Genomic DNA, 25,413 nt, shown 5'->3' with positions numbered 1-25,413 from the left:
GCATCGAACAGGTGGTGCTGCACTTCCTGGACGCACTGCGCGCCGGCAAGACCCTGGACGCGGGCGACGCGCTGCGCACCCACGAACTGTGCGAACTGATCGTGGAGCGGATCGAGTCTGCCGCCTGACGGACCGTCAGAATCTTGTGGAGTGGGTCGCTCGAACGAGCGATTCACCCGATCGGTGATCACCCCGGAAGGATCAGTTCCGCCGGTGCCGTGACGGGGCATGCGCCCAGCAGAGAAGCCGCGCATGCACCGCCGGCCGCGGCGGTCGCCCGGATCGGCGGCGCGCGGCGCAACTGTACGGTGGCGAACGAGATCTGACCGCAGGAGAGCCACGTGACCGCACCCGACTCCGGGCACCCGCCCCACGAAGGGGAGCACTCGGACGGCCGGCACCACGGGGAGGACCATCCGGACCGGGTGACGTTCCACGCCGGCCGCGAAGGCCTCTCCTGGGAGGCCCCGGACACCCCGGCCAACCGGCGCGCCCTGCTGCTCTCGCTCTCCATCATCGGGACGGTCGCCACCATCACCGTCCTCGCCATGAACGCGGCCGGCATCATCACGGCGCTCCCCATCGGCATCAAGTCCGGCGACGCCGTCAGCACCCAGTCCCCACCGGCCCGGCCGTCCCCGGCCCCCGCGCCGTCACCGACGCCGTCGCCGGCCCCCTCGCCCGTCCCCTCGCCGGTCCCTTCGCCGATCCCCTCGCCGTCCGCCGAGCCGAGCCCCGGCGTCCGCGCGCCGCGCACCGTCTCGTTCCAGATCGACGTGGTCGGCAGCGGCTACGAGCTGATCGACCTGGACGCGCCGAACGACAAGCCGCTCTCCGCCCTGGTCGGCGACGACGACTGGAACGCCATGTCCGAGGCCGACCAGAAGTCCTACGAGATCGTCGTCCACGACCACCCCGCCCCGACGGTCGTCCTCGGCAACCTCGCCGCCGTGCTCCCGGCCGTCGTCGACCTCACCGAAGCCACCTGCCGCGAAGCCGCCCGCGCCGGCACCATCAAGAGCTTCCGCTACCACACCGCGGCCGAACGCCCCACCAACGACGCCAAGGGCATCCGCGTCGGCGCCACCCTCTGCCTCACCAGCAGCAAGGGCGCGGCGATCGCCGTCACCATCACCGACATGCCGTACGACATCGGCCTGGTCAAAGTCGACGTCACCATCTGGTGACCGGCGCCCTACCGGCCGCGGGTCAGGGCGCGGAAGCTCTCCAGGGCCTCCAGCAGATGGCGGGCGTCCGGGCGGGCGGCGGGTGGCACGGCGGCCAGTAGCTCGCCGACCGTCAGCGGCTGCTGGTCGGCGAGTCGGTGCAGCAGCGGTTCGAGCTGTTGCGGCGTCAGCGGGCTGCGCAGGATGTGCCCGTTGGCGGCGCAGAGCAGCGCCCCCTCGACCGGCTGGTGCAGCACCCGGGTGCGGGACCACACCGTCGTGGCGTCGTCCAGCGGCCGGACCGGCTCGGGCGGGGGGACGGGGCAGAGGCCGGACGCGGTCAGGGTGCTGAGGGAGAGGTCGGCGACCAGGTCCTGCATCCGGGCGGGGTCGCGGTAGCCCCGGAAGATGCGCAGGGTCTGCTCCAGCGCCTCGGGCAGCGCGCCGTCCGTCGGCGGTTCGGGCGCCGAGAGCGGGGCGGTGGCGGCGGGCAGCCGGACCAGGGCGACGTCCGGATCGACCATCGCGTCCCTGCTCCGGCCGAGCAGCAGGTCGTCGATGTCGTAGACCGCGCGGTGCGCCTCGCGCGGGACGCCGACGTTGACGCTGGTCGCGGCGCCGCCGTCGACGCTCTCGCCGACGTGGTAGTAGCTCGCGGGCCAGTACAGCAGGTCGCCGGGCTCGGGTTCGGCGGTGAACGAGGCGGCCAGGTGGGGCCGGTAGTCCAGCTTGGTGGTCACCGGCTCGGTCCACGGGCGCTCCCGCCAGAACCGCATCCGCTTGTGGCCTTCGAGGGCGAACAGGAAGGTGGCGAACCGGTCCTTGTGGACGCCGACCGGGGTGTGCTCGTAGTTGCCGTGGAAGAGCGTGGTGATCGCCCCCGACAGCGGCAGCCCGGTGCGCTCCCACAGCGGGTCGAAGAACGCCCGCTGGCGCTCCCACTGCCCGGCGTGGAAGGCATGGAAGGCGTGCACGACCAGCGCGTACCGGGTCTCCTTCGAGAAGCCCGCCAACTCGGCGTCCAGCCGCCGCCGGTAGCCGTCGAAGGCGCCGTCCTCGGGGCGCGGGAACCAGTGCGCGGGCTCGGTCTGCTGGAAGCGTCCGACGGCGAACTGGGCGGTCGGCGGCATCCGGTACGGGCCGGGCGGCCGGGTGGCGAGCGCGGTGGCGGCGAAGACCTCGCGCAGCTCGAAGGGCGCCGGGCGGACGGCCTTGATCAGCACCGGGCGCCGGTCCCAGTAGTGCGCGGTGAACTCGTCCCAGTCGAGGGGGCCTCGGACGACGGCCAGGTCGCTCGCGGGTGCGGTCGTCATCCGTCCGTCCTCTCCCCGTCGGCCAGGTCGATGCCGCGCAGCGCGTGGAGCTTGCGCAGCAGCGCGGTCACGGCGCGGTTGTGCTCGTCCGCGCCCACCGCGCGGCACAGCTCACCGACCGTCAGTTCGCGGCCGGGCCGCAGCTGCTGGGCGATCCGTTCGCCGGCGGCCCCGCCGATCGGGAAGGCGTGTCCGTTGACGGCCCAGATCCAGCGGCCGGGCCCGTCCGGCAGCCGGACGATCCCGCCCACCACCCGCAGCCGCTGTTCGGGCCCCAGGGGGACGTCGGCGCGCGGCCCGGGCACCGGTTCCAGCCCGGCCGAGGACCACCACGCCGCCCACCGGGCGCGCAGCGCGGCGGTCAGCTCGGTGCCCTCGGCAGCGGCGCGGGCCGCCTCGCCGACGGCGACCACGAGGTCGGGCGGCCCGCCCGCGGGTGGCGGGTAGGGCAGGCAGGGCACTGTGCCGTCGTACTCCAGCCGGCCCCGGACGTCCTCGGCCAGCAGGTCCTTGACCGCCCCGGTCGCCAGGTGCTGGGCGCGGGGGACGGAGATCCGCAGCGTCACGCAGCCGTCGCGGTGGTGCTCGCGCCAGCGGGAGCCCTCCGGCCAGTACAGCAGCTCGCCGGCGGTGGCCCGCAGCACGCGGAACTCGCCGTCCGGCTCGTGCAGTTCGGCCTCCAGGGCGCCGGCCAGCACCCAGGTCAGCACCGCGTGCGCGGAGGGGGCGGCCAGGCCCGGCGTGCGGGTGAAGTCGTCGCCCTCGGTCAGCTCGGCCTCGACCGGCAGGCACGGCAGGCCGACCCGGCGCCACAGCTCGGCGAGGGAGTCCCGGACGGCCGACCACAACGCCCAGTCGGTGTGCAGGGGTTGGCGGACACTCAGCAGGAAGCCGGTGTCCGGCCCGCTGCCGGCCGGCTCGCGGCGCAGCCGGGCCCGGTAGGCGGCGGGGCTCGGGTCGTCGGCGTCGGGCAGCAGTTTCCCCGGTGCGCCGAGCCAGCCGAGCGGGGTGTGCAGGCGGACCTGCGGCAGGGTCCGGAACACCGTTCCGGCGCGGAAGGGTTCGCAGGCGGCGACGATCGTGCGGTGCAGGTGGGCCGGGCCGGCGGGGGCGGCTGCCGGGAACAGGGCGGGTTCCTTGCCCCAGACGCGGGCAAGGAGTTCGGTCCAGTCGGTGGTGGTCACGCCTCTACCCCTTCGTTCTCGGGCGCCGGGTACTTCGCCGCCAGCAGCGCCGCGTAGTCGGCGAGCGGGCCGAGGCCGACGGCCGCGCGGCGTTCGTCCACCCGCTCCTCGTCCTCGATCGGGCAGGGCCGCAGGTCGCCGCCCGCGGCCCGCTCGAACTTCGTGCCGTACAGCTGCGGGCGGCCCTCGGCCCGGCGCAGCGAGTCGGTGAGGTAGGCGGCGTCGCGCCGGGGCATGTCGCCGCGCTCGGCCGCGGCCTCGATCAGCGCCAGGCACTCGCGCCGGAACTCCAGGTCGCCGGTGCAGTGCTGGAGCAGCGCGCTCGCCGCCGTGGCGGCCTCCTCGCCGACCAGGCCCCGGCCGGGCCAGCCGTGCTCGGCGACCACGCCGCGCAGCCAGACGACGCCGGTGCCGGTCAGCCGGTCGAGCTTCGCCTCCAGCCCGGTGTCGGTGAAGCCGCCGGCGGCCCACGGGTCGCGCAGCGCCGCGTCGATCCGGCCCAGGCGCAGCAGCCGTTCACGGATCCCGGCGGCTTCCCGGGCGGCCGGGTCGTTCAGGGGGTCGATGCACAGCCGCAGCTTCGTCTCGTCCCACCGGTAGGTGATGCGGCGGCCCGCCGTCGGCCAGTCGAAGGACACCTCGCCCTCCCGCGGGCCGCGCAGGCCGATCCGCACCCCGCGCCCGTGGTCGTGCAGGCCGCCCCGCCGCGGCTCCGGATCGCCGTACACGTGCTCGACCGCGTCGCGCAGGGCGATGCCGAGCCCGGCGAGGTCCAGCTTCCCGCCCTCGCGGACGGTGGCGACCGGCGGCCACGGGCGGCCCTCGTCGTGCGGGGCGTCGGTCGGGTCCGCGCACAGTTCGCGGCCGGGCGGCATCCGCAGCGCGAGCAGCGGGCCGCCGTCGGCCGCGCGGAAGAAGTACGGCACGTCGCCGCGGGTGAGCTGCTCCGACTCGCCTTCGGTGAACGGGACGTCGCCGCCGCCCGGGTACTCGGCCGTCGGGCGGGCGATCACCCGCACCACGTGTCCGGCGGCCCGCTCCGCGAGGAACTCGGCGATCCGGGCGCGGTGGCGGCACATCAGCGTCCAGGCGTCGAACATGCCGCGCAGCATCGCCGGCAGGTGGGGGCCGTAGCCGGTGCGGCCCTCGGTGTCGCCGACCATCGTGCGGGTCCCGGTCCGGGCCAGCGGGAGGGTCCGCCGCTCCAGCCGCAGCGAGCCGTCCGGCTGCGGACGCCAGCAGGTCGCGGGGCCGTCCAGGTCGCACCAGCGCGCGACGTTCTCCAGGCCGACGTGGTGGTGCGCGGAGACCGCGGGATCGAACAGCAGCCCGGTCTCGAACAGTCGCTTCGGATCTGCGAAGTACGCCTCCAGATCGACCGGGAACAGCAGCGGCTCGCCGTCGCCCGGGCGCTGCCCGATCAGCACGTTGCCGCCGATCAGGTCGGTGATCCCGAACGCGAACGCGGCGGCGGCCAGCGATCCGGCGCGGTGCCAATAGCGGGCCGCCGCCCCCGGATCGAGGACGGCGCCACGCAGGCTCCACCCGCCGTCAGTACGCAGGACGCCCCATGCGTCCGGCGGCTCGATCCACTCCTGCCAGGAGTAGCACGCCCGGTCCGGGCCGCTGCCCGCCGAGGTCCGCATGGTCGGCAGCCGGACCGGGCCGGCCGCCGGGGGCAGCGCGTTGAGCAGGGCGAACACCGAGTCCTCGGCGGCCAGGAAGAGGAGCTCGCCGGTCGCCGGCCGCGGCTTGTACGCGAGCCGGACGCCGTCGGCGAACTCGACGCGCAGCACCCGCTGGCCGCCGTTGTGCGTCTCCTCGCCGTTCGCCCACAGGCCGGTGACCCGGCGCTCCGAGGGCCGGTCGCGGGCCAGCCGGTCCAGGAACAGCGTCAGGAAGTCCAGGAACTGCCCGGCCCGGCGGTCGGCGAAGGCGGCAGCACGGTCGGGCGGCCGGTCGACGCAGGTCTCCAGGGTCTCGGTGAGCAGCGGCCCGAACAGGTCCGCGTTCTCCGGCCGCAGCACCTGCGGATCGATCATTCGGCCGTCGGCGACGGCGCGCTCGGACCAGGCGTCGATCCGCCGCAGCACCTCGTGCAGCGGCGCGAAGCGGGCATCGGCCAGCGCATGTCCCAGGGCCCGCGCCTCGGCCGGGCCGCCCAAGGGGCGTTCGACGGCGAGCGTGCCGTCCGGCCCGGGGACGGCCACCGGCGGGAACGCCCGGCCTGCCCGGCCTTCGGCCAGCGCCGTCATCAACCGGCGTGTCGCAGAGGGGAGTTCGGGCGCACGGGCGGCGCCGCCGTGGTCGCGCAGTTCCATTCTGCCCCTGGTCAGGTGGTCCGTCCGCGACGCCACGCGGTCGGTCGGACCGGCGTCGCGCGGCGTCGCGGTGCTGCGTCGTACCCGGGAACTACAGGTTCGGAACGCAGTAGATGCGCACACACGTCGAGACCGCGTGCGCGGAGCCGCCCTCCGGAAGGCCCTGCTCCAGGTCTCCGATCACCAGGTCGAACTCCGCGTCCGCGGTGAGGGCGTAGCCCTGCGGCGTCAGCACGGTCGAGGTCTCCATCGATTTCCCCTGTCAGTAGAAGTGGCACAGCAGGAGCCGGGCACCGCCGGATCCGGCGGCGCCGCGACGTGGTTCGGGGGAGCTGTTCCGAGCGAGAACGGGCCGGAGAATGCCTACTTCAGAATGCAGTAGAGGTGCAGGCCGCAGGTGCCGGCACTCGGCGCGTTCTCCGGGACGTCCAGTTCGAGTTCGCCGATCACGAGGTCGAACTCCTCGTCGGTGAGGAGGGTGTCGCCGGTCGGCGGCTGCAGGGTAGGAGCTTCCATGAGGGGCCTCCTGACACGAGTGCACGGCAGGCCACCGCGACATCCGGTGACGGGGCGCCGTGCGGTTGACTGAACCTGCCGTGGCCGCGCATGACATGACTGTGCATGACGTGACCGCGCCAGCCAGTGTTGCCCAGCAGCACCGGTTCGTCAACATAACTTCCGTGTGCAGTAACCGCATTGGTGAGCCGACAGGGTGACGCGATCAGGAGCCACCGGCTCGGCCCAGCCCTGCGGCCGGTCCGGTTCCGCCCGGCGCCTCGGCTTCCGCCGCCGGCCCGGTTGCCGCCGTCCACGGCTCCGGTGCGGCGTGTCGGTCGGCCGGGCGTTCGGGAAGTCGGCCACGGTCAGTACGGTGATCCGCAGGGGGGCGTCCCTCCGGTCGTTCGATCTGTCCCGATGTCTTCGACCCCAGGGCTTCCCCCGGAGCGCCAAGACGCCGAAGGGGAGGCGTGAGGAGCAGTCGGAGTTGACGGACCATCAGAAACGCGCCGGTGGCGGAGGGTTCGCGCCAAATCGCGGCCGCCCTTGCCCGGTGCGACGGCGCGGTCGGGTTAGCCTGTGGCCATGGTTGCCAACCACAACGAAGAAGTGGCCATGCCTGACGCGGAGTTCGTGAGCGGTCCCGCGATGGTCCTCCGGTCCCTCGCGGCCGATCCGGACCGACGGGCCGTCGTCGACGCCGACGGCGCCGCGATCACGGCGGGCGATTTCGCCGCCGCCACCTACCGCCTCGCGCACGAGCTGATCGCCCGGGGCGCCACCCGCGGAACCACCGTGACCCTGCTGACCGGCAACACCCCCGAGGCGCTGATCGCCCGGTTCGCGGCGGGCCTCGCCGGCGCCCGGGTGGTGAACCTGTACGACGGCATGAGCGCCCCGATCCTGGCCGAGATCGCGACCAGCGTGGACACCGCCGTGCTGCTGGTCGACGCCGAACGGTACGCCGACGCACCCGAGTTGATCCCGCTGATCGACGTGCCGACCGTCCTCACCCTGGGCCCCGGGCCCGACGGCGACGGCGCCGTCGGGGAGGACGTGATCGCGGCCGCCGCCCACCGGCCCGCCGAACCGCCGGACGTCCGGATCCGGCCGGAGGACGACCTGAGCATCCGCCACACCGGCGGCACCACCGGCATCCCGAAGGGCATCCTCACCCTGCACGGGCCCTACCGCGCCATCTTCGACACCCCGGTCGGCGACGACCGGGCGCCCCGCCTGCTCGCCGCCACCCCGCTGGCCCACCTGGCCGGCGTCCTCTCCGACCTGGTGCTCCACCACGGAGGGACGGTGGTCCTCCAGCGCTCCTTCGACCCCGGCGCGGTCCTCGCCGCCGTCGAGCGCGAACGCATCACCGACCTCTGGGTGCTCCCGCCGCTGCTGTACCAGCTGCTCGACCACCCGGCGATCGGCCGCACCGACCTGTCCAGCCTGCGGCAGATCATGTACGGCGGCGCCGCTGCCTCGCCGACCCGGATCCGCGAGGCGTTCAAGGTCTTCGGGCCGGTCCTGGTCGGCGTCTACGGCATGTCCGAGGCGCAGATGATCTCCGCGCTCGCCCCCCACGAGCACGAGCGGATCGGCCAGGGCGGACAGGTCCCGGTCGGCCGCCCCCTGCCGGGCATCGAGGTGGCGATCCGCGGAGCCGACGGCGCCGACCTGCCGACCGGCGAACAGGGCGAGATCCACCTGCGGTCCGACACCATCATGGCCGGGTACTGGAAGCGGCCCGACCTGACCGCCTCGGTGCTGCACGACGGCTGGCTGAACACCGGCGACGTCGGCTACTTCGACGAGGACGGCTACCTCTACCTCTCCGACCGGGCCAAGGACCTGATCATCGTGGTCGGCGGGCACGTCTACCCCTCCGAGGTGGAGGAGCTGCTGCTCACCCACCCGACGGTCGCCCGCTGCGCGGTCTTCGGCGTCCGCGACGACCAGCAGGCCGAGCACGTCCACGTCGCCGTCGTCCCCGCCCCGGGGCAGCGGCCGGAGCTGGACGAACTCCGCGCCTTCGTCACCGAACGCAAGGGGCGGATCTTCGCCCCCGAGGTGCTGCACCTCGTCGACGAGATCCCGCTGACGCCCGTCGGCAAGCCGGACAAGAAGCGCCTGCGCGAAGCCGCCACACGCTGAACCTCCCGTCGTCCCCCTGGCGTTGACGAAGCGTCAGGGGGAAGGCGAAAACCGGGGGCGGTGCTCCGGCGGGGCCGCTAGGTTGGCCGGATGCTGCTGACGAAGTACTCCCACGCGTGCGTCCGGATCGAGGACGGCGAGAAGTCCCTGCTGATCGACCCGGGGTGCTGGACCGAGCCCGAAGCCTTCGCCGGCGTCCGCGCCGTGCTGATCACCCACGGGCACCACGACCACGTGGACCACGAGCTGCTGGCGGCCGCCCGGAAGGCCGACCCGGCGCTGGAGGTCTTCGCGCCGGAGGACGTCGCGGCGGAACTCGGCGGCGGCGCACACTCGTTGACGGCCGGGGAGCGGTTCGAGGCGGGCGGCTTCGCGGTGCACGCCGTCGGCGGGCGGCACGCCCAGGTGATCGACAACTACCCGGACTGCTCGAACCTCGGCTACCTGGTCGACGGCCTCTACCACCCCGGGGACTCCCTGGACGAGCCGGACGAGCCGGTGCGCACCCTGCTGCTGCCCTCCTCGGGGCCGTGGCTGACCATGCGCGGGGCGCTCGAACTGGTGCGGGCCCTGCGCCCGGCGCGCACCGTCCCGATCCACGACGCCTTCCTCAGCGAGCGCGGCGCGGCGAACTTCGACGGCTGGCTCGACGGCGAGGCGGGCACCCGCTACACCCGCCTCGCACTGGGCGAGTCCGCCCCGCTCGACGCCTGACCGGGACCCGAAGGCCCCGCCCCGTCCGCTACTGGCCCAACACGTAGCGGACGGTCGGACCGGTGGTCCAGCCGCCGTCCACGGCCAGCTCCGCGCCGGTGATGTAGGAGGCCGCGTCGGACAGCAGGAACACGGTGGCCGCGGCGATCTCCGGGGCCTCGCCGACCCGGCCCATCGGGGTGTTGGGGTAGTTGCCCTCACCGCGCTCGATGCCGACGGCCGCCGTCATCGGGGTGTACGTCATGCCCGGGTGCACGGAGTTGACGCGGATCCGGTCCACGCCCAGCTCCACCGCACCGATCTTGGTCAGGCCGCGGACACCCCACTTGGACGCGCCGTAGCCGGCCGTCAGCGCGAGGCCCATCAGGCCGGCCGCCGAGGAGATGTTGACCACCGAGCCGCCGCCGGCCTCGCGCAGTGCCGGAATGACGGTCTTCATGCCGATGAACACACCGGTCAGGTTGATGTCCAGGACCTTGCGGAAGTGCTCCACCGACTCGTCGGCGAGGAAGCTCCCGGTGGAGATGCCCGCGTTGTTCACCAGGCCGTGCACCGCGCCGAACTCGGCCTGCGCGAACGCGACCGCCTCCGCCCAGTCCTGCTCCGAGGTGACGTCGTGGTGGCGGTAGCGGGCCCGCTCGCCGAGCGCGGCGGCCGTGGCCTCGCCCTCCGCGTCCAGCACGTCGGTGATCAGCACGTTCGCGCCCGCCTCCACCGCCTGCTTCGCGGTCTCGGCGCCCAGGCCGCGGGCCCCGCCGGTGACGACGACGGTCTTGCCGGACAGCTCGCTCATGACTTGCTCCTCGCGTTCTCGTGGTGCACGCCGGACGCGTCGCCCGCGCCCGGCGCAGAGTGGTTCGGCCGCGCCGGGGCGGGGTGTGCCCCGGCCGGCGGTGCGGTCAGCGCGGCATGGCAGACGGAGACCAGGTCGGCCAGGTAGCCGCCGTCCGCCGTCAGGGTGGGCTCGCCCGCGGCCAGCTGCCGGGCGCGCTCGGCCAGCGCCGCACCGATCAGCGTGAGCACCAGGTCGATCCGCTCCAGCCGCACCGGCTCCGGGAGCAGCTCCACCAGCGGCGCCTCCAGCTCGGAGATCAGCCGCCAGTACCGGCTGCCCGCCAGACCCGGGTGCGGCCGCCGCTCGCGGATGCCGCTGTCGTGGCTGACCTGGGTGGAGATCCGCAGGCAGTCCCGGCCGCGCTCGGTGCGCAGCTCGGTGGCCTCGGCGTCGATCAGCGCGCCGAGCAGCTCGGCCAGCGGCCGCCCCTCGGGCTCGGGCAGCCGCTCGGCCAGCGCGCGCTCGGTGCGGTGCTGGCGCTCCGCCATCACCGCGTCGAGCAGCCCCTCACGGGAGCCGAAGTGGTACTGCACCGCGGACGGGTTCGCCTGCCCCGCCCCCCGGACCACCTCGCGCAGCTGCGCGCCGTGCACGCCCTGCGCCGCGAACTGCTGCTCGGCGGAGCGGATCAGCCGGTCCCGGGTGGTGCCCGTGCCGGTGGGGTCGGCGCCCGACGTCGTTGCCATGTCCCTTGCCATGCCCCACAGATTAATACTCGCCATTATTAATGTCGAGCATTGGCCTGGCGCCGATCCGGCGGCCGGAGCCCGTCCCCCGTCCGGAGCCCGTCCCCCGTCCGTGTGCCGTCTGGGAATTCGCTGGGAGCCCGGGCGCGCGGCTGAAGGTTTCTCAAAGACGCTCTTGCTAGCTTCGTGACGCATGATCGACTCGTCCCACCTGGCAGCGCGGTCACGCTCGCTGGCGGTCCATCTGCTGTCCCGACTACGCCCCAGGCATCTCGCCTGGCCGCTGTTCGCCCTCGCGTTCTGGCGCTACCTCGCGGTCTACGGACTGCCGTACGCCAACGACGTGGTCTTCCTCTGGCTGATCGCCGCCCTGGTCGCCGCGTCCGTGCACAGCGGCGGCCGCAAGGGCTGGCTGTACGTGCTGCGCGACTGGGTGCCCGTGATGGCCGTGGTCTGGGCCTACTCGCTGCTCAGGGGCTACGGGGCGCACACGCCCTGGCAGCCGCACTACGCTCCGCAGATCGCCTTCGACGAGGTGCTCGGCTTCGGCGAGACCTGGACGGTGCGCCTGCAGGACCTGCTCTACCACCCCGGGCAGCCGCAGTGGTACGACTACGCGATCGTCGTCGTCTACATGTCGCACTTCTTCGCGGTCTTCGGGATCCTCGCGGTGCTCTGGAAGCGCAACCACGCCCGGTTCCGGCACTTCCTCGCCTGTTACCTCGCCATCACCTTCGCCGGCTTCCTCACCTACGTGCTGTACCCGGCCGACCCGCCGTGGCTGGCCGCGATCGAGAACCACCTGCCCGCCGTCGACCGGATAGTGAACGCCGTACTGGAGAACAGCGGCCTGCACCGGGCCGGCACCATCTTCGAGAACGGCAGCCGGTTCGCCAACGACGTCGCCGCGATGCCCTCGCTGCACTCCGCCTACCCGATGATGATCGCCCTGGTGTTCTGGCCCCGGGCCGGCCGCACCCTGCGGGTGATCCTCGCCGCGTACCCCCTGGCCATGGGCTTCACCCTGGTCTACGGCGGCGAGCACTTCATCATCGACGTGCTGGTCGGCTGGGCCTACGCCTGGGTGATGGTCACCCTGGTCAACCGTTTCGTCGCCCGCCGCGCCGCGGCCCGCGCCGCGAAGCAGGAGGCCGTCGCCGTCGCCGTGACACCGCCCTCCGTCCCGGTCGGCTGACCCCGGCCGACCCTCCACCGCACGAGGCCTCCGGCCCCGACCCGGCAAGGTGGTGCCGGGCCGGAGCCGGGGGCCTCGCGTGCAGGATCTCCGCAAAGCCGCCGTGTTCCGGTCGCGTTCTCCTCACCGCCTGCGCAACCACCCCGGAACCCTCCTCCGAGTGCTCCGGGAGTTTCCTGGACGTTCGCTGGGAATCGAACGCCGGTCGTCACAGCCCCTTTGGAGGGCGCCAGGGTGCTGACGCCCCGTCAAAAACCGGCGCCGAACCGCCCGCCCGCCGGTCGGGGCGAAGGCTTTGCCAATCCGTGGCGGAGTCTTGTTGTGGACGCGGGTAGCGTCGTGCGGAACACCGCAGGAGGACCCACCATGGCCGCACCCCACACCCCGTCCGCGCCCGGCGAGCGCCCCCGACCCGCCGCCCTGCCGACGACCCGATGATCTACGGTCACAGTGTCGCGCCCGCGCTGTGGATGATCCTCACCCCGCTCGGTGTCCTGCTCTTCGGCGTCGGCCTGGCCTCCACCATCCGCATCCGCCCGGGCACCGACCGCCCCCGCGACCACCTCCTGGGCCCCCTGCTGATCGCCACCGGCATCCTGGTCACCGGCTTCGGCCTCTGGCTGCTCTGACCACGAGGACGGAGCGCCGGGCTCAGCCGGTGAACCAGTGCCCGATCGGCTCGTCACCCGCCATCGGCGGCTTCGCCGACCAGCGGTGGAGCAGGCCGGAGCGGTCGTCGAAGGTCAGCCAGGTGCCGTCGCCGAGGGGGCGGGCGTAGCCCGGGGTGCGGGCGTCCGGGTAGGTGATGCGGTGGCGCGGGGTGAGGGTGGCGGTGTCGAGGAGCCAGTGGGCGCCGTGGTCGTCGTCGCAGTCCAGGGTGGAGGCGAGGACGGTGTGCGGGTCGACGAAGCCGCAGTACCAGTCCCAGCAGGGCGGGTCGTCCGGGTCGGCGGCCGGCGGCGCGGCGCCCTCGGCGAGCGTCGTGCCGTCCAGGCCGTGCAGCTGGACGTCCCAGCCGCCCTGGTCGACGGTCAGGTACGCGGGCCGGTCCGGGTGGACGTCCATCAGGATGCGCTCGCCCGCCTCGTCCAGCTGGACGTCCCGCAGCCGCTCGCCGTCCCAGTGCGCCCAGTACAGGCCGACGCCGTCCTGGCCCATGCCCACGCACAGCCCGACCCGGCCGGAGTCCGGGTGCGACCGGTGGTGCGAGGCGGACGCGACGCTCTCCAGCGGCTGGCGGGCCAGCGGGCGGCCGTCCACGGCGTCCAGCACCACCCACTCCTCCAGGTAGTCGTCCCCCGACGGGCCCGGCGTGTGCGCCCACACCACCCGCCCGTCGTCCGAGACCCAGCAGGAACCCTGCTCGGACCCCGCGCACACCTCCTGCTCGTCCCCGTTGTGCGGATGCCCCAGCTCCGGACCCCAGCAGGGGTGCGGGTACTCCCACCGGGTCGTGCCGTCGCTGTTCACCGCCCGCACCGCGCGCTGCCCGGAGAACACCGCGAACGAGCCGTCCGGACTCACCGTGTGCACCCCGCCCGTCCACCCCGGCCACGGCAGCGGAAAGGCGACGGACGGCTCCATCCGCCCGTCGAACACCGCGTCCAGGTCGAACACCGCCAGCCGTGCCCCGTCCCGCAGCACCGCCCGACGCGATCCGGCCCGCCCCTCGACCCCGACGCCGTTCACCAGCTCCCGCCCGCCCGGCAGGGCGACCGCACCGCGCAGCACCGCCTCGACGGTCGGCTGCCCGCCGCCCATCAGGGGCACACCCAGCAGTACAGACCCGCGCCACGGGCCGCGGCCCGGCTCGCGATCCCAGCCAAATCCCGTAGGAATTCCGCGAGTTGGTCTGCATCGGCCGGGCCGTGGAACACCTCGTCCACCGCCGCCCACCGCTCCGCGACTTCGCCGAGCGCGGCGTCCCCCTGCCGCGCCAACGCGTCCCGGAGAACGTTCGACAGCGCCAGCACCACCACCTCACCGTCCTCGATCATGCCGACCAGCGCCCCGCACCGCGGATCCGCGCGGAGCTCCGCACCGGACCGCCCCGTCACCAACTCCGCAGCGGGTTCGAGCGCCACCATCGGATCAATGCCCTTCACCACCGTCCCGTCGTACCCGGCCCCGAAAGGCTCGTCGTCGTCCCGGACGATCGCCCCCAGGGCGTCGTCGTCATCAGCGGCGGCGAAATAGCCGAACAGCACTCCCATACGGCGGAGCCTCGCACACGCCGCTGACACACCCGTTCCCGGCGGCGGGTCGCCCGTCGCCGACGGGGTGTCAACTGCGGGCTGACCGGCAGAAAATCGCACGCAAGATCCACTCGGCCGTTGCTATGGTGGCGCGATGTCATCGGTCAAGAAGATCCAGATCACCTTCGACTGCGCCGAACCGGAGCGCGTCGGCCGCTTCTGGTGCGCGGCGCTCGGTTACGTCCCCCCGCAGCCGCCCGAGGGCTTCGACACCTGGGACGCCTTCACCGAGTCGCTGCCCCCCGAGCAGCGCGGCTCCTGGTTCGCCGCCAGCGACCCCGAGGGCGTCGGCCCGCGGATGTACTTCCAGCGCGTTCCCGAGGGCAAGGTCGTCAAGAACCGCCTCCACCTCGACATTCGCGTCGGCACCGGCCTGGTCGGCGAAGAGCGCCTCGCCGCCCTCGAAGCCGAAACCACCCGCCTCGTCGCCCTCGGCGCGACCCGCGGCCGGCTCCTGCTCGCCGACGAGGAGAACGAGTCCTGCCAGAACATGCAGGACGTCGAGGGCAACGAGTTCTGCCTCGACTGACGCCCTGCCCGGCCCCCCGCTCCGTCAGCCCTTCCCGGAGTGGGGGGTCCAACCGGTCGAGGCCGCCCAGGACTCGGCGACCGTGACGACCAGGTCGACCACCGGATCCTTGACATCCGCGTAGACGTCGAGGTCGCGGACGACGCCAGCGAGCACGGACTTGAACCGGCCGTAGGCGGGCACCGCCTCGGGGTGCGCCCGGAACCAGTCGCGGAACAGCAGGGCGAGCCGCTCGTTCGGCGAGCCGAGCAGCCGGACGTGCAGGTTGCAGTCCGCCTCCGCCTGCCCGCGTCGCGTCCAGAGCCGCTTCGTCCACCGCTCCCGATCGTCCTCGACGCCCGCGGGCACATGGTCGTACCGGTACAGCGACCGCCGAAAACCCTTCTCGACCAGGAGCCGGTCGAACGCGCCCTCGGCCTCGTGCAGGTCCGCGACGGTGATCTGCACATCGAACACCGGTTTCGCGGCCATGCCGGGAATCGCGGTGCTGCCGATGTGGTCGACCTGCAGCACCAGCGGCCCGAGGTCCGAACGGAGCTCGTCCGTGAGAGCGAGCGCCCGCTCCGGCCAAGTGGGGTCGTAGGCAAGGACGATGGGCGCTGAGGCGGTGTCGGTGATCACCCGAACAAATCTATCCGAGGGCGGCCCGGCTCACGGCGCCCCCGTCCTTTCGTCCCACCTCCGGCAGCGGCTGTGGCGTTCGGCCCGCGGAAGGTCACTCGCCGAGGAGCGCCTGGTATCCGGCGGCGTCCAGCAGCTTCTTGAGCTCGGACTTGTCGGACGGCTTCAGCTTGAAGATCCAGGCGTCGTACGGCTCGTCGTTGAGCAGCTCCGGGCTCTCGTTCAGCTCCTCGTTGACGGCGGTCACCGTGCCGCCGACCGGCGCGTAGATCTCCGACGCGGCCTTCACCGACTCGACCACACCGGCCGAGCTGCCGACCTCGAAGACCTTGCCGACCTCCGTCAACTCCACGAACACCACATCGCCGAGCGCCTTCTGGGCGTGATCGCTGATCCCGACCGTCACAGTGCCGTCGGACTCCAGGCGCGCCCACTCGTGCGACTGGGCGAACCGCAGATCCGCAGGGATGTTCGACATGGTTTGTCCTCCTTGGGATGGATTGACCAGCTGCCTCAGCATGCCGGACTGCGCCGGGGAAGCGTCGGATTTCCTGCCGATCACTGACGAAATGTCAGTTCCGCTTGACAGGAGCCACGAGGGGGCGTCGGACGGCACTGATCCGCGGGCGCAACTGACCTTCGGTGACGCTGGGTTTTGTTCCGGATCCGCGCCGGGGTGCCCTGGCGGGACTTGCCCACGCGCTTCGGGAGTTGGACAACCGTCCGTGAGCGGCATCGCCGCTGGTCCGGCGGACGAGGCCCGGGCCCGGATTGTGCGCAGCGACCCACAGGGACCCGATCCGCGAACGGGACGAGCTCAGTAGTGTCCGAGCATCTCGTCGGCCGGAATGCAGTCGCTCGTGGTGTGGGCCCAGTCGTTGGGTCGGCCGAGGACCAGCCGCGTCAGCAGCACATCACCGGCTCGCTGCGCGCGCGGCATGATGCCCAACTCCTGCGAGCCGATGTCGCCGCCGGGTGTGATCTCGACGTTCCTGCCGATGCTCTCCAAGTAGGTGGTGAGCTCGTCCGAAACCTCGGAGGGGATCCGACCAGCAGGATCCCCTCCAGTGTGACCTGGGGGCCGGTCAGGGCGTCGACCGCCAGGCAGGTCAGTCCCATCGGGCCGACGTAGTAGGCCACCACATCCGCGCGGTGGAACGGGGCGTCCGTCGCGCGGAACCTCGTACGCACCTGCTTGAACGGGCCGAAACGGCCGAGCTCGGAGACCATGTCGGAGGTGAAGCCGCAGGCCGGCATCGCGTCGACCGCCTCCGCCACACTCATGCCGAACCGCAGCGGGCCCACGCGCTCCAGGGGCGTGTAGTCCCACAGCGCTCGGTCGGCGTCGGCCGCCACAGCCCATGGGTCCGGCCGCACGTCGAGCAGCCCCTTCCGGGGATCGAATCGATACGGCGTACTCCGCCCCGGAGGCCACCATGGTTCGCTGGACAGACCCTAGGCCGGACGCCGTCCCCAGGCCGAAATCAACGGGGCGAGTGTCAGGTCGAGTTCGCCCGCGTGGATGGAGGCCAGGTGGGCGTCGATTTCGGTGTCGTCGGAGAGGCCGGCCGCGAGCAGTTCGTCGCGGACGTGGCGGATGGTGGCGGCCTCCAGGTGGTTGCAGGCCGGGCCGCCGACCGGGAAGGTGCCTGCTGCGGCGACGTCCACCAGGCCGGCCTCGCGCAGCGCTCGCGGCAGGGTGCGGCCGTAGCGCAGGTCGGCGCCGCGGCGGGCCAGCAGCTCCCGGACGGCGTCCCGCAGCCGGTTGGCGCGGCGCTGGGCGGGGCCGCTCTCGTCGAGGCAGGCCAGGGGCTGCAGCGCGGTGTCGGCGTCCTCGATGAGCAGCCAGCCGCCGGGCCGCAGCGCCGCGACCATCGTGGCCAACGCCCGGGCCCGGTCCGGGACATGGACCAGCACGAGCCGGGCGTGCACCAGGTCGAACGTCCCCGGCTCCGGCGCGGGATCGGCGGCGACGTCGTGCTGCCGCACCTCGTACCCGTTGCCCGCCGTCAGCCACGAGGGGTTGATGTCCGTGGCCAGTACGTGCCCGGTCGGGCCGACGGCCGCCGCCAGCGCCTCCGGCACGCTGGTGCCACCGGCGCCCACCTCCCAGCAGCGCGAGCCCTCCTTGACCCCCAGCCGATCGAAGTGCCCGCGCGTCACCCCGTCGAACAGCTCGGCCAGCTGGACGAACCGCTCACCCGCCTCGACGCGCGCATTGTCCAGCAGGTACCCGCGTGCGGACTCTCCGCCGGGCGCGGTGGTGCTGTCCGTCGAATCCGGTCGGCCATCGGCTTGCGGCTGGCGTGGCGAGGAAGTCATGCCTCCATGGTCAACCCTCCCGGGCCGCGGGCGCCATGGCGACGGGGGAGTGATGCCTCACACAGCAGACGAACCCCACGCGTCCCACAACGCCGCCACCGTCCCACGCCTGGGGCCGCAGCCTGACGGATCGTCATGAGCCGGACGCCGTCCGATTGCACCGGAGTTCGGGCGAGGTCGGCGTCGTCGTGTCGGACGTCGCAGGGCACTGCGACGATCGGCTCTGTCCTCCACGCCGGGGAGATCGGATGATCGGCTCATGTCCATGAGCAAAGGCGCCTTCGGCGACGTCCCCCTGAGCACCCTCTTCCCCGAACTCACGACCGCCGGCGCGGAATCAATGCGGCGCGCCGCCCGCAGCGTCGGCGCGGCTCGGCCCGATGTCGCCGAGACGACGTGGGATTGGAGAACGGAGCATGCGGTCTTCGCGGGCCCGCAGTCGCGGGTGCACGTGATCCTCCTCCTGTGCGTGGTGCATCCGACAAGCGTCAGCGACTGGCTGGAGTTCCAGCTTCAGGTGGACTGGACGGCAGAGGGCCGGCACGAGGTCGCTGCCGTGGTCAACGTGGAGTGCTGGTGCGAGACCGACCACGGCACCCACGACGTCGAGGTCATGAAGTTCGCCGTCGACGACGGGATGTCGCTGCCCGCGGCCTTCGAGGCATGTGCCGCGCGCATGGCGGACTGGCTGGCCGACCCGCGGGACGCGGACTTCTGGCGGTCCCGCGAGTCGGCGCGTCGGGAGTAGGGCTTCGATCTCGTTCGTCCGGCGCGGGCGGGGCCGGGGCGGGACCGGGCCGGGGGCCCAGGACTCGTCCGTCGCTCACCACCCGCGCACGGCAGGTGTCCTGGTGTGGCGGAAAAACAAGCACACGTGCTTGATTTGTTGCCGGTGCGGTGCCACGCTCGGTCGCGACCGGGTGGGCAGGGGTTCGCCGAGTGCGGTGAACGGGTGCCGGGTGGCGGCGAGTTGGGGAGGTGTGCCGTGTTGCGGATCGGCAATGCTTCGGGGTTCTACGGCGACCGGTTCGCCGCGTTCCGGGAGATGCTGACCGGCGGGCCGCTGGATGTGCTGACGGGTGACTACCTGGCCGAGTTGACGATGCTGATCCTGGCCCGCGACCGGCTGCGCGATGCGAAGCTGGGGTATGCGCGGACGTTTCTGCGGCAGGCGGAGGAGTGCCTCGCGGAGGCGGTCGAGCGCGGGGTGCGGATCGTCGTCAACGCGGGCGGTCTCAACCCGGCGCGGCTCGCGGAGGCGCTCGGGGAGGTGACGGCAAGGCAGGGCGTCCGGGCCCGGGTCGGGTACGTCACGGGTGACGAACTGCTGCCCCGCGCAGCGGAGTTCGGTTGGACGGGGGAGGATCCGCGGCGCCCGCTGCTCGCCGCCAACGCGTATCTGGGCGCGTTCGGCATCGCCGAGTGCCTGCGCGGCGGCGCGGACGTGGTGGTGACGGGCCGGGTCACCGATGCCGCGCTGGTGGTGGGGCCGGGGATCGCGCACTACGGGTGGACGCCCGACGATCTGGACGCCTTGGCGGGGGCGGTGGTGGCGGGGCACGTGCTGGAGTGCGGGGCGCAGGCCACCGGCGGGAACTACGCGTTCTTCGCCGAGCACGGGGACCGCCTCGACCACCCGGGGTTTCCGCTCGCCGAGCTGCACGCCGACGGCAGCAGCGTGATCACCAAGCACCCGGGCACGGGCGGCGTGGTGACAATCGAGACCGTCACCGCCCAACTCCTGTACGAGACCGGCGGACCGCGCTATCTCGGCCCGGACGTCACCGCCCGCCTGGACACCGTGACGCTCACCGAGGACGGGCCGGACCGGGTGCGGATCGGCGGGGTGCGCGGCGAGGCCCCGCCGGCCACCCTCAAAGTCGGGCTGAACCGGCTCGGCGGCTACCGCAACGAGCTGGTGTTCGTCCTCACCGGGCTCGACATCGAGGCCAAAGCGGCTTTCGCGCAACGGCAGTTGACACGGGCGGTGACCGACCCGCCGGCCGAGCTGCGCTGGACACTGGCCCGCACCGACCACCCGGACGCCGACACCGAGGAGCGGGCCAGCGCCCTGCTCCGCCTCACCGCCCGCGACCCGCACGAGGCCAAGGTCGGTCGTGCGCTGACCGCCGCCGCCGTGGAACTCGGCCTGGCCGGCTACCCGGGCTTCCACCTGACTGCGCCGCCCGCCGCGGCCGCGCCCTACGGGGTGTTCGAGGCGCGGGAGTTGGACGCGAAGGAGGTCGAGCACCTGGCCCACCTGCCCGGCGGCGAGACCGTCGCGGTCCGGCCCGAGCGGCCATCGGCCAGTGACGAAGTGGCAGTGGAGGGGCCGCAGTTGCCTCCGCCGCTGGAAGAAGAAGGCCCGACCCGTCGTGCCCCGCTCGGCCTGGTCGCCGGGGCCCGCAGCGGCGACAAGGGCGGCGACGCCAATCTCGGCGTGTGGGCCCGCAGCGAGGCCGGCTGGCGCTGGCTCGCGCACACCCTCACCGTCGACAAGCTCAGTGAACTCCTCCCGGAGATCGCACAGTTGGCGGTCGAGCGGCACGTGCTGCCGAACCTCCGCGCCGTCAACTTCACCGTCCGCGGACTGCTCGGCGAAGGCGTCGCCGCCCAGGCCAGGTTCGACCCGCAGGCCAAAGCGCTGGGGGAGTGGCTGCGCTCCCGGCACCTCGACATTCCGGAGGCACTGCTGTGACCGTACTGTCCACCCGGCTGGACACCGGCGGGTCCGCGTACACCGCCAACCGCGCCGCCATGCTGGAGAAGCTGGCCGCGCTGGACGTCGAGCACGCCAAGGCGCTGGCCGGCGGCGGGCCCAAGTACGTGGAGCGGCACCGCAGTCGGGGCAAGCTGCTGGCCCGGGAGCGGATCGAGCTGCTGATCGACCCGGACTCGGCGTTCCTGGAACTGTCGCCGCTGGCCGCCTGGGGGAGTGACTACCCGGTCGGCGCGTCGCTGGTCACCGGGATCGGCACGATCGAGGGCACCGAGTGCGTGATCACCGCCAACGACCCGACGGTGCGCGGCGGTTCGTCGAATCCGTGGACGCTGCGCAAGGCGCTGCGGGCCAACGAGATCGCGCTGCGCAACCGGCTGCCGCTGGTCAACCTGGTGGAGTCGGGCGGCGCGGACCTGCCCAGTCAGAAGGAGATCTTCATCCCGGGCGGCGCGCTGTTCCGCGACCTCACCCGGCTCTCGGCGGCCGGAATCCCCACCGTGGCCGTGGTGTTCGGCAATTCCACGGCGGGCGGGGCGTACGTGCCGGGCATGTCCGACCACGTGATCATGGTGAGGGAGCGGGCCAAGGTGTTCCTCGGCGGACCGCCGCTGGTCAAGATGGCCACCGGTGAGGAGGCCGACGACGAGTCCCTCGGCGGCGCTGAGATGCACGCCCGCACCTCCGGCCTGGCCGACCACCTCGCCGTCGACGAACCGGACGCGCTGCGGCTGGCCCGCCGGGTCGTGCACCGGCTGCACTGGCGCAAGTCCGGCCCGGAGCCGATGCCTTGGTACGAGCCGCCGAAGTACGAGGAGGACGAGCTGCTGGGCATCGTCCCCGGTGAGCTGAAGGCGCCGTTCGACCCGCGCGAGGTGATCGCCCGGATCGCCGACGGCTCCGACTTCGACGAGTTCAAGCCGCTGTACGGCAGCAGCCTGGCCACCGGCTGGGCCACCGTCCACGGGTACCCGGTCGGGATCCTGGCGAACGCGCAGGGCGTGCTGTTCAGCCAGGAATCGCAGAAGGCCGCCCAGTTCATCCAACTGGCCAACCAGCGCGACCGGCCGCTGCTGTTCCTGCACAACACCACCGGCTACATGGTCGGCCGGGACTACGAGCAGGGCGGCATCATCAAGCACGGCGCGATGATGATCAACGCGGTGTCGAACAGCACCGTCCCGCACATCTCCGTGCTGATGGGCGCCTCCTACGGCGCCGGGCACTACGGCATGTGCGGACGCGCCTACGACCCGCGGTTCCTGTTCGCCTGGCCCAGCGCCAAGTCCGCCGTGATGGGGCCGCAGCAACTGGCCGGCGTGCTCTCGATCGTGGCCCGCCAGTCCGCCGCCGCCAAGGGGCAGCCGTACGACGAGGACGCCGACGCCGCCATCCGCGCCATGGTCGAGCAGCAGATCGAGGCCGAGTCGCTGCCCGCGTTCCTCTCCGGCCGGCTCTACGACGACGGGGTGATCGACCCGCGCGACACCCGGACCGTGCTCGGCATCTGCCTGTCCGCGATCCACAGCGGACCGGTGGAGGGCGCGCGCGGCTACGGCGTGTTCCGGATGTAGACCAGCTCTCCCAACGGCCGACCAAGGAAAGCGAACTGACGCATGATCACCTCCCTGCTGGTGGCCAACCGCGGCGAGATCGCCCGCCGGATCTTCCGCACCTGCCGCACCCTCGGCATCGCCACCGTCGCCGTGTACGCCGACCCGGACGCCGACGCCCGGCACGTCCAGGAGGCCGACACCGCCGTCCGGCTGCCCGGAGCCGCGCCCGCCGACACCTACCTGCGCGCCGACCTGCTGATCCGGGCCGCGCTGGACGCGGGCGCCGACGCCGTCCACCCCGGCTACGGATTCCTGTCCGAGAACGCCGAGTTCGCGCGGGCCGTGCAGGACGCGGGACTGACCTGGGTCGGCCCGCCGCCCGCCGTGATCGCCGCCATGGGCTCCAAGACCGCCGCCAAACGGCTGATGGCCGCCGCCGGCGTCCCCGTGCTGAGCGTCGGGCCCCGGCCCGACGAGGCCGACCTGCCGCTGCTGGTCAAGGCCGCGGCGGGCGGCGGCGGACGCGGCATGCGGGTGGTGCGCACCCTCGCCGAACTGCCGGACGCGCTGGCCGCCGCCCGGGCCGAGGCCGCGGCCGCGTTCGGCGACGACGAGGTGTTCTGCGAGCCCTACCTGCCGACCGGACGGCACCTGGAGGTCCAGCTGCTGGCCGACGCGCACGGCACTGTGTGGGCCGTCGGCGACCGCGACTGCTCGCTGCAGCGCCGACACCAGAAGGTGATCGAGGAGGCCCCCGCGCCCGGCCTCGACCCCGAGCTGCGCACCCGGCTGCACGGCGCCGCCACCGCGGCCGCCCGCGCCATCGGCTACCGCGGCGCCGGCACCGCCGAGTTCCTGCTCGCCCCCGACGGCCGGCTCGCCTTCCTGGAGATGAACACCCGCCTCCAGGTGGAACACCCGGTCACCGAGGCCGTCACCGGCCTCGACCTGGTCGCCCTCCAACTCGCCGTCGCCGAAGGCGAGAAGCTCCCGGCCACCCCGCCGCCCGGGCGGGGCTGCGCGATCGAGGCCCGCCTGTACGCCGAAGACCCCGCGCGCGGCTGGCAGCCCACCGCCGGCACCGTGCACCTGCTCGAAGTCCCGGGCGTGGACGTCGAGTTCGAAACCCTCCCGGCCCCGGTCGGCCTGCGCCTGGACGCCGGAGTCGGGGAGGGCGCGGGCGGCGAGGGCGGCGCCGACCGGGTCACCGTCCACTACGACGCGATGCTCGCCAAGGTGATCGCCTGGGCCCCCACCCGCCGCGCCGCCGCCCGCCGCCTCGCCGACGCCCTGGCCCGCACCCGTCTGCACGGCCCGGCCACCAACCGGGACCTGCTGGTCCGCGCCCTGCGCCACCCGGCCTTCCTGGACGGCGCCGTGCACACCGCCTTCCTCACCGAGCACGCCGACCAACTCCTCGGCCAGGACGGCAAGTCCGCGCCCCTTGCGGCCCTCGCCGCCGCCCTCGCCGACGCCGCCGCACACCCAGGCGCCGTCCCGTCCGGCTGGCGCAACCTGCCCTCCCAGCCGCAGCACAAGCGCTACCGCACCGCCGACGGCGCCGAACTCGACGTCCGCTACCGGCTGACCCGCGACGGCCTGCTCGCCGAGGACCACCCCGACGTCCAACTCCTCGGCAGCGCACCGGAGTCCGTCGACCTCGCGGTCGGCCCGCTGCGCCGCCGCTACCGGATCGCCCGGCACGGCGACCAGGTCTTCGTGGACGGTCCGACCGAGCACCACACCCTCACCGTGCTGGACCGATTCCCGGACCCGGCCGCCCAGTTGGCCCCCGGGACGCTGATCGCGCCGATGCCCGGCACGGTCGTCCGGATCGCCGCCGAACCCGGCCGGCCCGTCACGGCCGGCCAGCCGCTGCTCTGGCTGGAGGCGATGAAGATGGAACACCAGGTCACCGCCCCGGCGGACGGCCTGCTCGCCGAACTCCCGGTCGCCGTCGGCCAGCAGGTCGAGACCGGCGCCGTGCTCGCCGTGGTCACCGCCTCCTGACGCCGACCGCGCACCACGCCGGTCGAGCGACCCTGCACACCGGCCCACCCTCCGCCCGGAAGGACCCCCGATGTCCGCACCGCGCACCACCACCGCACCGCCCGCCTCCCCGCTGATCGAGTCCGAGGACCGTCGCGCCCTGCGCGAAGCCGTCGCCGCGCTCGGCCGCCGCTACGGGCGCGAGTACTTCCAGCGCAAGGCCCGCGCCAACGAGCCCGTCGAGGAACTCTGGGCGGACGCCGCCAAGTTGGGCTACCTCGGCGTCAACCTGCCCGCCGAACACGGCGGCGGAGGCGCGGGCATCAGCGAACTCGCCATCGTGCTGGAAGAGTTGGGCGCGGCCGGCTGCCCGCTGCTGATGATGATCGTGTCGCCCGCGATCTGCGGCACCGTGATCGCCCGGTTCGGCACCGAGGAGCAGAAGCGGCGCTGGCTGCCCGGACTCGCCGACGGCAGCAAGGTGATGGCGTTCGGCATCACCGAACCCGACGCCGGCTCCAACTCGCACCGGATCGGCACCGTCGCCCGCCGCGACGGCGAGGACTGGCTGCTCAGCGGCCGCAAGGTGTTCATCTCCGGCGTCGACCACGCCGACGCCGTCCTGTTCGTCGGCCGCACCGAAGACGCTCGCACCGGCAAGCTCAAGCCCGCCCTGTTCGTCGTCCCGCGCGACACCCCCGGCTTCGAGTACCGCGCCATTCCGATGGAACTCACCGCCCCCGAACGGCAGTTCCAGGTCTTCCTGGACGACGTCCGGCTGCCCGCCGACGCCCTGGTCGGCGACGAGGACGCCGGGCTGCTGCAACTGTTCGCCGGACTCAACCCCGAGCGGATCATGACCGCCGCCTTCACCCTCGGCATCGCCCGGTACGCCCTCGACACCGCCGTCGGCTACGCCCGCACCCGCACCGTCTGGGACCGCCCGATCGGCACCCACCAGGGCATCGCCCACCCGCTCGCGCAGTGCGCCATCGAGGTCGAACTCGCCCGGCTGATGACCCAGAAGGCCGCCCACCTGTACGACGCGGGCGACGACCTGGGCGCAGGCGAGGCCGCCAACATGGCCAAGTACGCGGCCGGCGAAGCCTCCTGCCGAGCCGTCGACCAGGCCGTCCAGACCCTCGGCGGCAACGGCCTCACCCAGGAGTACGGCCTCGCCGCCCTGATCACCGCCACCCGGGTCGGCCGGGTCGCCCCGGTCAGCCGCGAAATGATCCTGAACTACGTCGCCCAGCACACCCTGGGCCTGCCCCGCTCCTACTGACCCACCGACTCCTGACGGATCGACAGGAAGCCTCCGTGCACCGGCGCGTGACCCGATTCGACATCCGGTCG

24 protein-coding genes and 2 pseudogenes are annotated in these 25,413 nt (G+C 73.2%); 13 read left to right on the top strand and 13 right to left on the bottom strand.

Translation table 11 applies throughout. The annotated features are described in order from the left end of the window. Both IEZ12_RS38685 and IEZ12_RS18970 read left to right on the top strand, forming a co-directional pair. Positions 1-128, top strand: a pseudogene (locus IEZ12_RS38685) (gfo/Idh/MocA family oxidoreductase); the annotation flags it as partial. Between the two features lie 213 nt (positions 129-341). After that, positions 342-1,187, top strand: a complete 846-nt coding sequence (locus tag IEZ12_RS18970) for a hypothetical protein (RefSeq protein ID WP_189273051.1) — start codon at positions 342-344, stop codon at positions 1,185-1,187. A gap of 8 nt (positions 1,188-1,195) precedes the next feature. Here IEZ12_RS18970 and IEZ12_RS18965 read toward each other — a convergent pair whose 3' ends face one another. The 5 genes from IEZ12_RS18965 to IEZ12_RS18945 form a co-directional block, all read right to left on the bottom strand. Then, positions 1,196-2,479 carry a JmjC domain-containing protein gene (locus IEZ12_RS18965; protein ID WP_189273050.1) on the bottom strand — a complete coding sequence of 428 codons (1,284 nt, stop codon included), beginning with the start codon at positions 2,477-2,479 and terminating at the stop codon, positions 1,196-1,198. Then, a complete protein-coding gene (locus IEZ12_RS18960; RefSeq protein WP_189273049.1) occupies positions 2,476-3,663 on the bottom strand; it encodes a hypothetical protein in 1,188 nt (395 codons plus the stop codon). Before IEZ12_RS18960 ends, IEZ12_RS18965 begins: the two co-directional genes overlap by 4 nt. Further along, a complete protein-coding gene (locus tag IEZ12_RS18955) occupies positions 3,660-5,984 on the bottom strand; it encodes a DUF4135 domain-containing protein (protein ID WP_189273048.1) in 2,325 nt (774 codons plus the stop codon). Before IEZ12_RS18955 ends, IEZ12_RS18960 begins: the two co-directional genes overlap by 4 nt. Positions 5,985-6,075: 91 nt before the next feature. Next, on the bottom strand, positions 6,076-6,234 hold the full coding sequence (locus IEZ12_RS18950) for a hypothetical protein (protein ID WP_189273047.1): 159 nt from the start codon (positions 6,232-6,234) through the stop codon (positions 6,076-6,078). Positions 6,235-6,347: 113 nt separating this feature from the next. After that, positions 6,348-6,500 carry a hypothetical protein gene (locus IEZ12_RS18945; RefSeq protein WP_189273046.1) on the bottom strand — a complete coding sequence of 51 codons (153 nt, stop codon included), beginning with the start codon at positions 6,498-6,500 and terminating at the stop codon, positions 6,348-6,350. 567 nt (positions 6,501-7,067) lie between these two features. On the opposite strand from IEZ12_RS18945, the gene IEZ12_RS18940 reads away from it, so the two are divergent. Both IEZ12_RS18940 and IEZ12_RS18935 read left to right on the top strand, forming a co-directional pair. Then, positions 7,068-8,636, top strand: a complete 1,569-nt coding sequence (locus IEZ12_RS18940) for an AMP-binding protein (protein ID WP_229847674.1) — start codon at positions 7,068-7,070, stop codon at positions 8,634-8,636. Between the two features lie 90 nt (positions 8,637-8,726). Then, entirely contained in the window at positions 8,727-9,350 is a 624-nt protein-coding gene (locus IEZ12_RS18935; protein ID WP_189273044.1) for an MBL fold metallo-hydrolase, read from the top strand. A gap of 28 nt (positions 9,351-9,378) precedes the next feature. Here the strand turns inward: IEZ12_RS18935 and IEZ12_RS18930 are convergent, their stop codons facing one another. Then, the gene (locus tag IEZ12_RS18930; RefSeq protein ID WP_189273043.1) at positions 9,379-10,143 is read right to left on the bottom strand and encodes a glucose 1-dehydrogenase; all 765 of its coding nucleotides are present in this window, start codon (positions 10,141-10,143) and stop codon (positions 9,379-9,381) included. After that, a complete protein-coding gene (locus IEZ12_RS18925; protein ID WP_229847673.1) occupies positions 10,140-10,883 on the bottom strand; it encodes a TetR/AcrR family transcriptional regulator in 744 nt (247 codons plus the stop codon). The genes IEZ12_RS18930 and IEZ12_RS18925 overlap by 4 nt, the downstream gene beginning before the upstream one ends. Positions 10,884-11,064: 181 nt before the next feature. Between IEZ12_RS18925 and IEZ12_RS18920 the strand changes: the two genes are divergently transcribed. Together IEZ12_RS18920 and IEZ12_RS18915 are read left to right on the top strand one after the other, a co-directional pair. Continuing rightward, a complete protein-coding gene (locus tag IEZ12_RS18920) occupies positions 11,065-12,066 on the top strand; it encodes a phosphatase PAP2 family protein (RefSeq protein WP_189273042.1) in 1,002 nt (333 codons plus the stop codon). A 434-nt stretch (positions 12,067-12,500) separates the two neighbouring features. Further along, positions 12,501-12,695, top strand: a complete 195-nt coding sequence (locus tag IEZ12_RS18915) for a hypothetical protein (RefSeq protein WP_043911974.1) — start codon at positions 12,501-12,503, stop codon at positions 12,693-12,695. Positions 12,696-12,717: 22 nt separating this feature from the next. Here the strand turns inward: IEZ12_RS18915 and IEZ12_RS18910 are convergent, their stop codons facing one another. Both IEZ12_RS18910 and IEZ12_RS18905 read right to left on the bottom strand, forming a co-directional pair. Continuing rightward, entirely contained in the window at positions 12,718-13,827 is a 1,110-nt protein-coding gene (locus IEZ12_RS18910) for a calponin homology domain-containing protein (protein WP_189273086.1), read from the bottom strand. After that, positions 13,827-14,279, bottom strand: coding sequence for a hypothetical protein (locus tag IEZ12_RS18905; protein WP_189273041.1), 453 nt, complete (start codon positions 14,277-14,279; stop codon positions 13,827-13,829). The genes IEZ12_RS18910 and IEZ12_RS18905 overlap by 1 nt, the downstream gene beginning before the upstream one ends. A 136-nt stretch (positions 14,280-14,415) precedes the next feature. Here IEZ12_RS18905 and IEZ12_RS18900 point away from each other — a divergent pair, with 136 nt between their 5' ends. Beyond that, entirely contained in the window at positions 14,416-14,850 is a 435-nt protein-coding gene (locus IEZ12_RS18900; protein WP_189273040.1) for a VOC family protein, read from the top strand. A gap of 24 nt (positions 14,851-14,874) precedes the next feature. Here the strand turns inward: IEZ12_RS18900 and IEZ12_RS18895 are convergent, their stop codons facing one another. Further along, positions 14,875-15,471 carry a GrpB family protein gene (locus tag IEZ12_RS18895; RefSeq protein WP_229847672.1) on the bottom strand — a complete coding sequence of 199 codons (597 nt, stop codon included), beginning with the start codon at positions 15,469-15,471 and terminating at the stop codon, positions 14,875-14,877. Positions 15,472-15,565: 94 nt separating this feature from the next. Next, positions 15,566-15,949: a glycine cleavage system protein GcvH gene (gene gcvH, locus IEZ12_RS18890; protein WP_189273039.1), complete on the bottom strand. Its 384-nt coding sequence runs from the start codon at positions 15,947-15,949 to the stop codon at positions 15,566-15,568. A gap of 174 nt (positions 15,950-16,123) precedes the next feature. On the opposite strand from gcvH, the pseudogene IEZ12_RS18885 reads away from it, so the two are divergent. Beyond that, positions 16,124-16,219 (top strand): annotated as a pseudogene (locus IEZ12_RS18885) (transposase); the annotation flags it as partial. Between the two features lie 69 nt (positions 16,220-16,288). On the opposite strand, the gene IEZ12_RS18880 reads toward IEZ12_RS18885, so the two are convergent. Continuing rightward, the gene (locus tag IEZ12_RS18880) at positions 16,289-16,480 is read right to left on the bottom strand and encodes a hypothetical protein (RefSeq protein WP_189273038.1); all 192 of its coding nucleotides are present in this window, start codon (positions 16,478-16,480) and stop codon (positions 16,289-16,291) included. Between the two features lie 446 nt (positions 16,481-16,926). Next, positions 16,927-17,793 (bottom strand): methyltransferase domain-containing protein, encoded by an 867-nt coding sequence (locus IEZ12_RS18875; protein ID WP_189273037.1) that lies wholly within the window; start codon positions 17,791-17,793, stop codon positions 16,927-16,929. Between the two features lie 259 nt (positions 17,794-18,052). Here IEZ12_RS18875 and IEZ12_RS18870 point away from each other — a divergent pair, with 259 nt between their 5' ends. The 5 genes from IEZ12_RS18870 to IEZ12_RS18850 all read left to right on the top strand — a co-directional run bounded on the left by IEZ12_RS18870 (position 18,053) and on the right by IEZ12_RS18850 (position 25,342). Further along, on the top strand, positions 18,053-18,541 hold the full coding sequence (locus tag IEZ12_RS18870; RefSeq protein ID WP_229847671.1) for a hypothetical protein: 489 nt from the start codon (positions 18,053-18,055) through the stop codon (positions 18,539-18,541). A 237-nt stretch (positions 18,542-18,778) separates the two neighbouring features. After that, a complete protein-coding gene (locus IEZ12_RS18865) occupies positions 18,779-20,491 on the top strand; it encodes an acyclic terpene utilization AtuA family protein (protein WP_189273036.1) in 1,713 nt (570 codons plus the stop codon). Next, on the top strand, positions 20,488-22,086 hold the full coding sequence (locus IEZ12_RS18860) for an acyl-CoA carboxylase subunit beta (RefSeq protein ID WP_189273035.1): 1,599 nt from the start codon (positions 20,488-20,490) through the stop codon (positions 22,084-22,086). The genes IEZ12_RS18865 and IEZ12_RS18860 overlap by 4 nt, the downstream gene beginning before the upstream one ends. 42 nt (positions 22,087-22,128) lie before the next feature. Further along, positions 22,129-24,078 (top strand): acetyl/propionyl/methylcrotonyl-CoA carboxylase subunit alpha, encoded by a 1,950-nt coding sequence (locus IEZ12_RS18855; protein ID WP_189273034.1) that lies wholly within the window; start codon positions 22,129-22,131, stop codon positions 24,076-24,078. A gap of 70 nt (positions 24,079-24,148) precedes the next feature. Next, complete coding sequence (locus IEZ12_RS18850; protein WP_100584273.1) at positions 24,149-25,342, top strand: acyl-CoA dehydrogenase family protein; 1,194 nt, start codon at positions 24,149-24,151, stop codon at positions 25,340-25,342. The last annotated feature ends 71 nt before the right edge of the window (positions 25,343-25,413 follow it).

It is taken from the genome of Kitasatospora griseola, from assembly GCF_014648555.1.
GTDB classification, from domain to species: domain Bacteria; phylum Actinomycetota; class Actinomycetes; order Streptomycetales; family Streptomycetaceae; genus Kitasatospora; species Kitasatospora griseola.
This window is presented reverse-complemented; position numbering and strand designations above follow the sequence as displayed.

Excerpts from the sequence above, each read along its gene's own strand:
- IEZ12_RS18945 (WP_189273046.1), bottom strand. The coding sequence starts at position 6,500 with ATGGAAGCTCCTACCCTGCAGCCGCCGACCGGCGACACCCTCCTCACC.
- IEZ12_RS18925 (WP_229847673.1), bottom strand. The coding sequence starts at position 10,883 with ATGGCAAGGGACATGGCAACGACGTCGGGCGCCGACCCCACCGGCACG.
- IEZ12_RS18915 (WP_043911974.1), top strand. The coding sequence starts at position 12,501 with ATGATCTACGGTCACAGTGTCGCGCCCGCGCTGTGGATGATCCTCACC.
- IEZ12_RS18870 (WP_229847671.1), top strand. The coding sequence starts at position 18,053 with ATGTCCATGAGCAAAGGCGCCTTCGGCGACGTCCCCCTGAGCACCCTC.
- IEZ12_RS18855 (WP_189273034.1), top strand. The coding sequence starts at position 22,129 with ATGATCACCTCCCTGCTGGTGGCCAACCGCGGCGAGATCGCCCGCCGG.
- IEZ12_RS18940 (WP_229847674.1), top strand. The coding sequence starts at position 7,068 with ATGGTTGCCAACCACAACGAAGAAGTGGCCATGCCTGACGCGGAGTTC.
- IEZ12_RS18900 (WP_189273040.1), top strand. The coding sequence starts at position 14,416 with ATGTCATCGGTCAAGAAGATCCAGATCACCTTCGACTGCGCCGAACCG.
- IEZ12_RS18850 (WP_100584273.1), top strand. The coding sequence starts at position 24,149 with ATGTCCGCACCGCGCACCACCACCGCACCGCCCGCCTCCCCGCTGATC.
- IEZ12_RS18965 (WP_189273050.1), bottom strand. The coding sequence starts at position 2,479 with ATGACGACCGCACCCGCGAGCGACCTGGCCGTCGTCCGAGGCCCCCTC.
- IEZ12_RS18920 (WP_189273042.1), top strand. The coding sequence starts at position 11,065 with ATGATCGACTCGTCCCACCTGGCAGCGCGGTCACGCTCGCTGGCGGTC.
- IEZ12_RS18950 (WP_189273047.1), bottom strand. The coding sequence starts at position 6,234 with ATGGAGACCTCGACCGTGCTGACGCCGCAGGGCTACGCCCTCACCGCG.
- IEZ12_RS18955 (WP_189273048.1), bottom strand. The coding sequence starts at position 5,984 with ATGGAACTGCGCGACCACGGCGGCGCCGCCCGTGCGCCCGAACTCCCC.
- gcvH (WP_189273039.1), bottom strand. The coding sequence starts at position 15,949 with ATGTCGAACATCCCTGCGGATCTGCGGTTCGCCCAGTCGCACGAGTGG.
- IEZ12_RS18930 (WP_189273043.1), bottom strand. The coding sequence starts at position 10,143 with ATGAGCGAGCTGTCCGGCAAGACCGTCGTCGTCACCGGCGGGGCCCGC.
- IEZ12_RS18905 (WP_189273041.1), bottom strand. The coding sequence starts at position 14,279 with ATGGGAGTGCTGTTCGGCTATTTCGCCGCCGCTGATGACGACGACGCC.
- IEZ12_RS18875 (WP_189273037.1), bottom strand. The coding sequence starts at position 17,793 with ATGACTTCCTCGCCACGCCAGCCGCAAGCCGATGGCCGACCGGATTCG.
- IEZ12_RS18935 (WP_189273044.1), top strand. The coding sequence starts at position 8,727 with ATGCTGCTGACGAAGTACTCCCACGCGTGCGTCCGGATCGAGGACGGC.
- IEZ12_RS18910 (WP_189273086.1), bottom strand. The coding sequence starts at position 13,827 with ATGGGCGGCGGGCAGCCGACCGTCGAGGCGGTGCTGCGCGGTGCGGTC.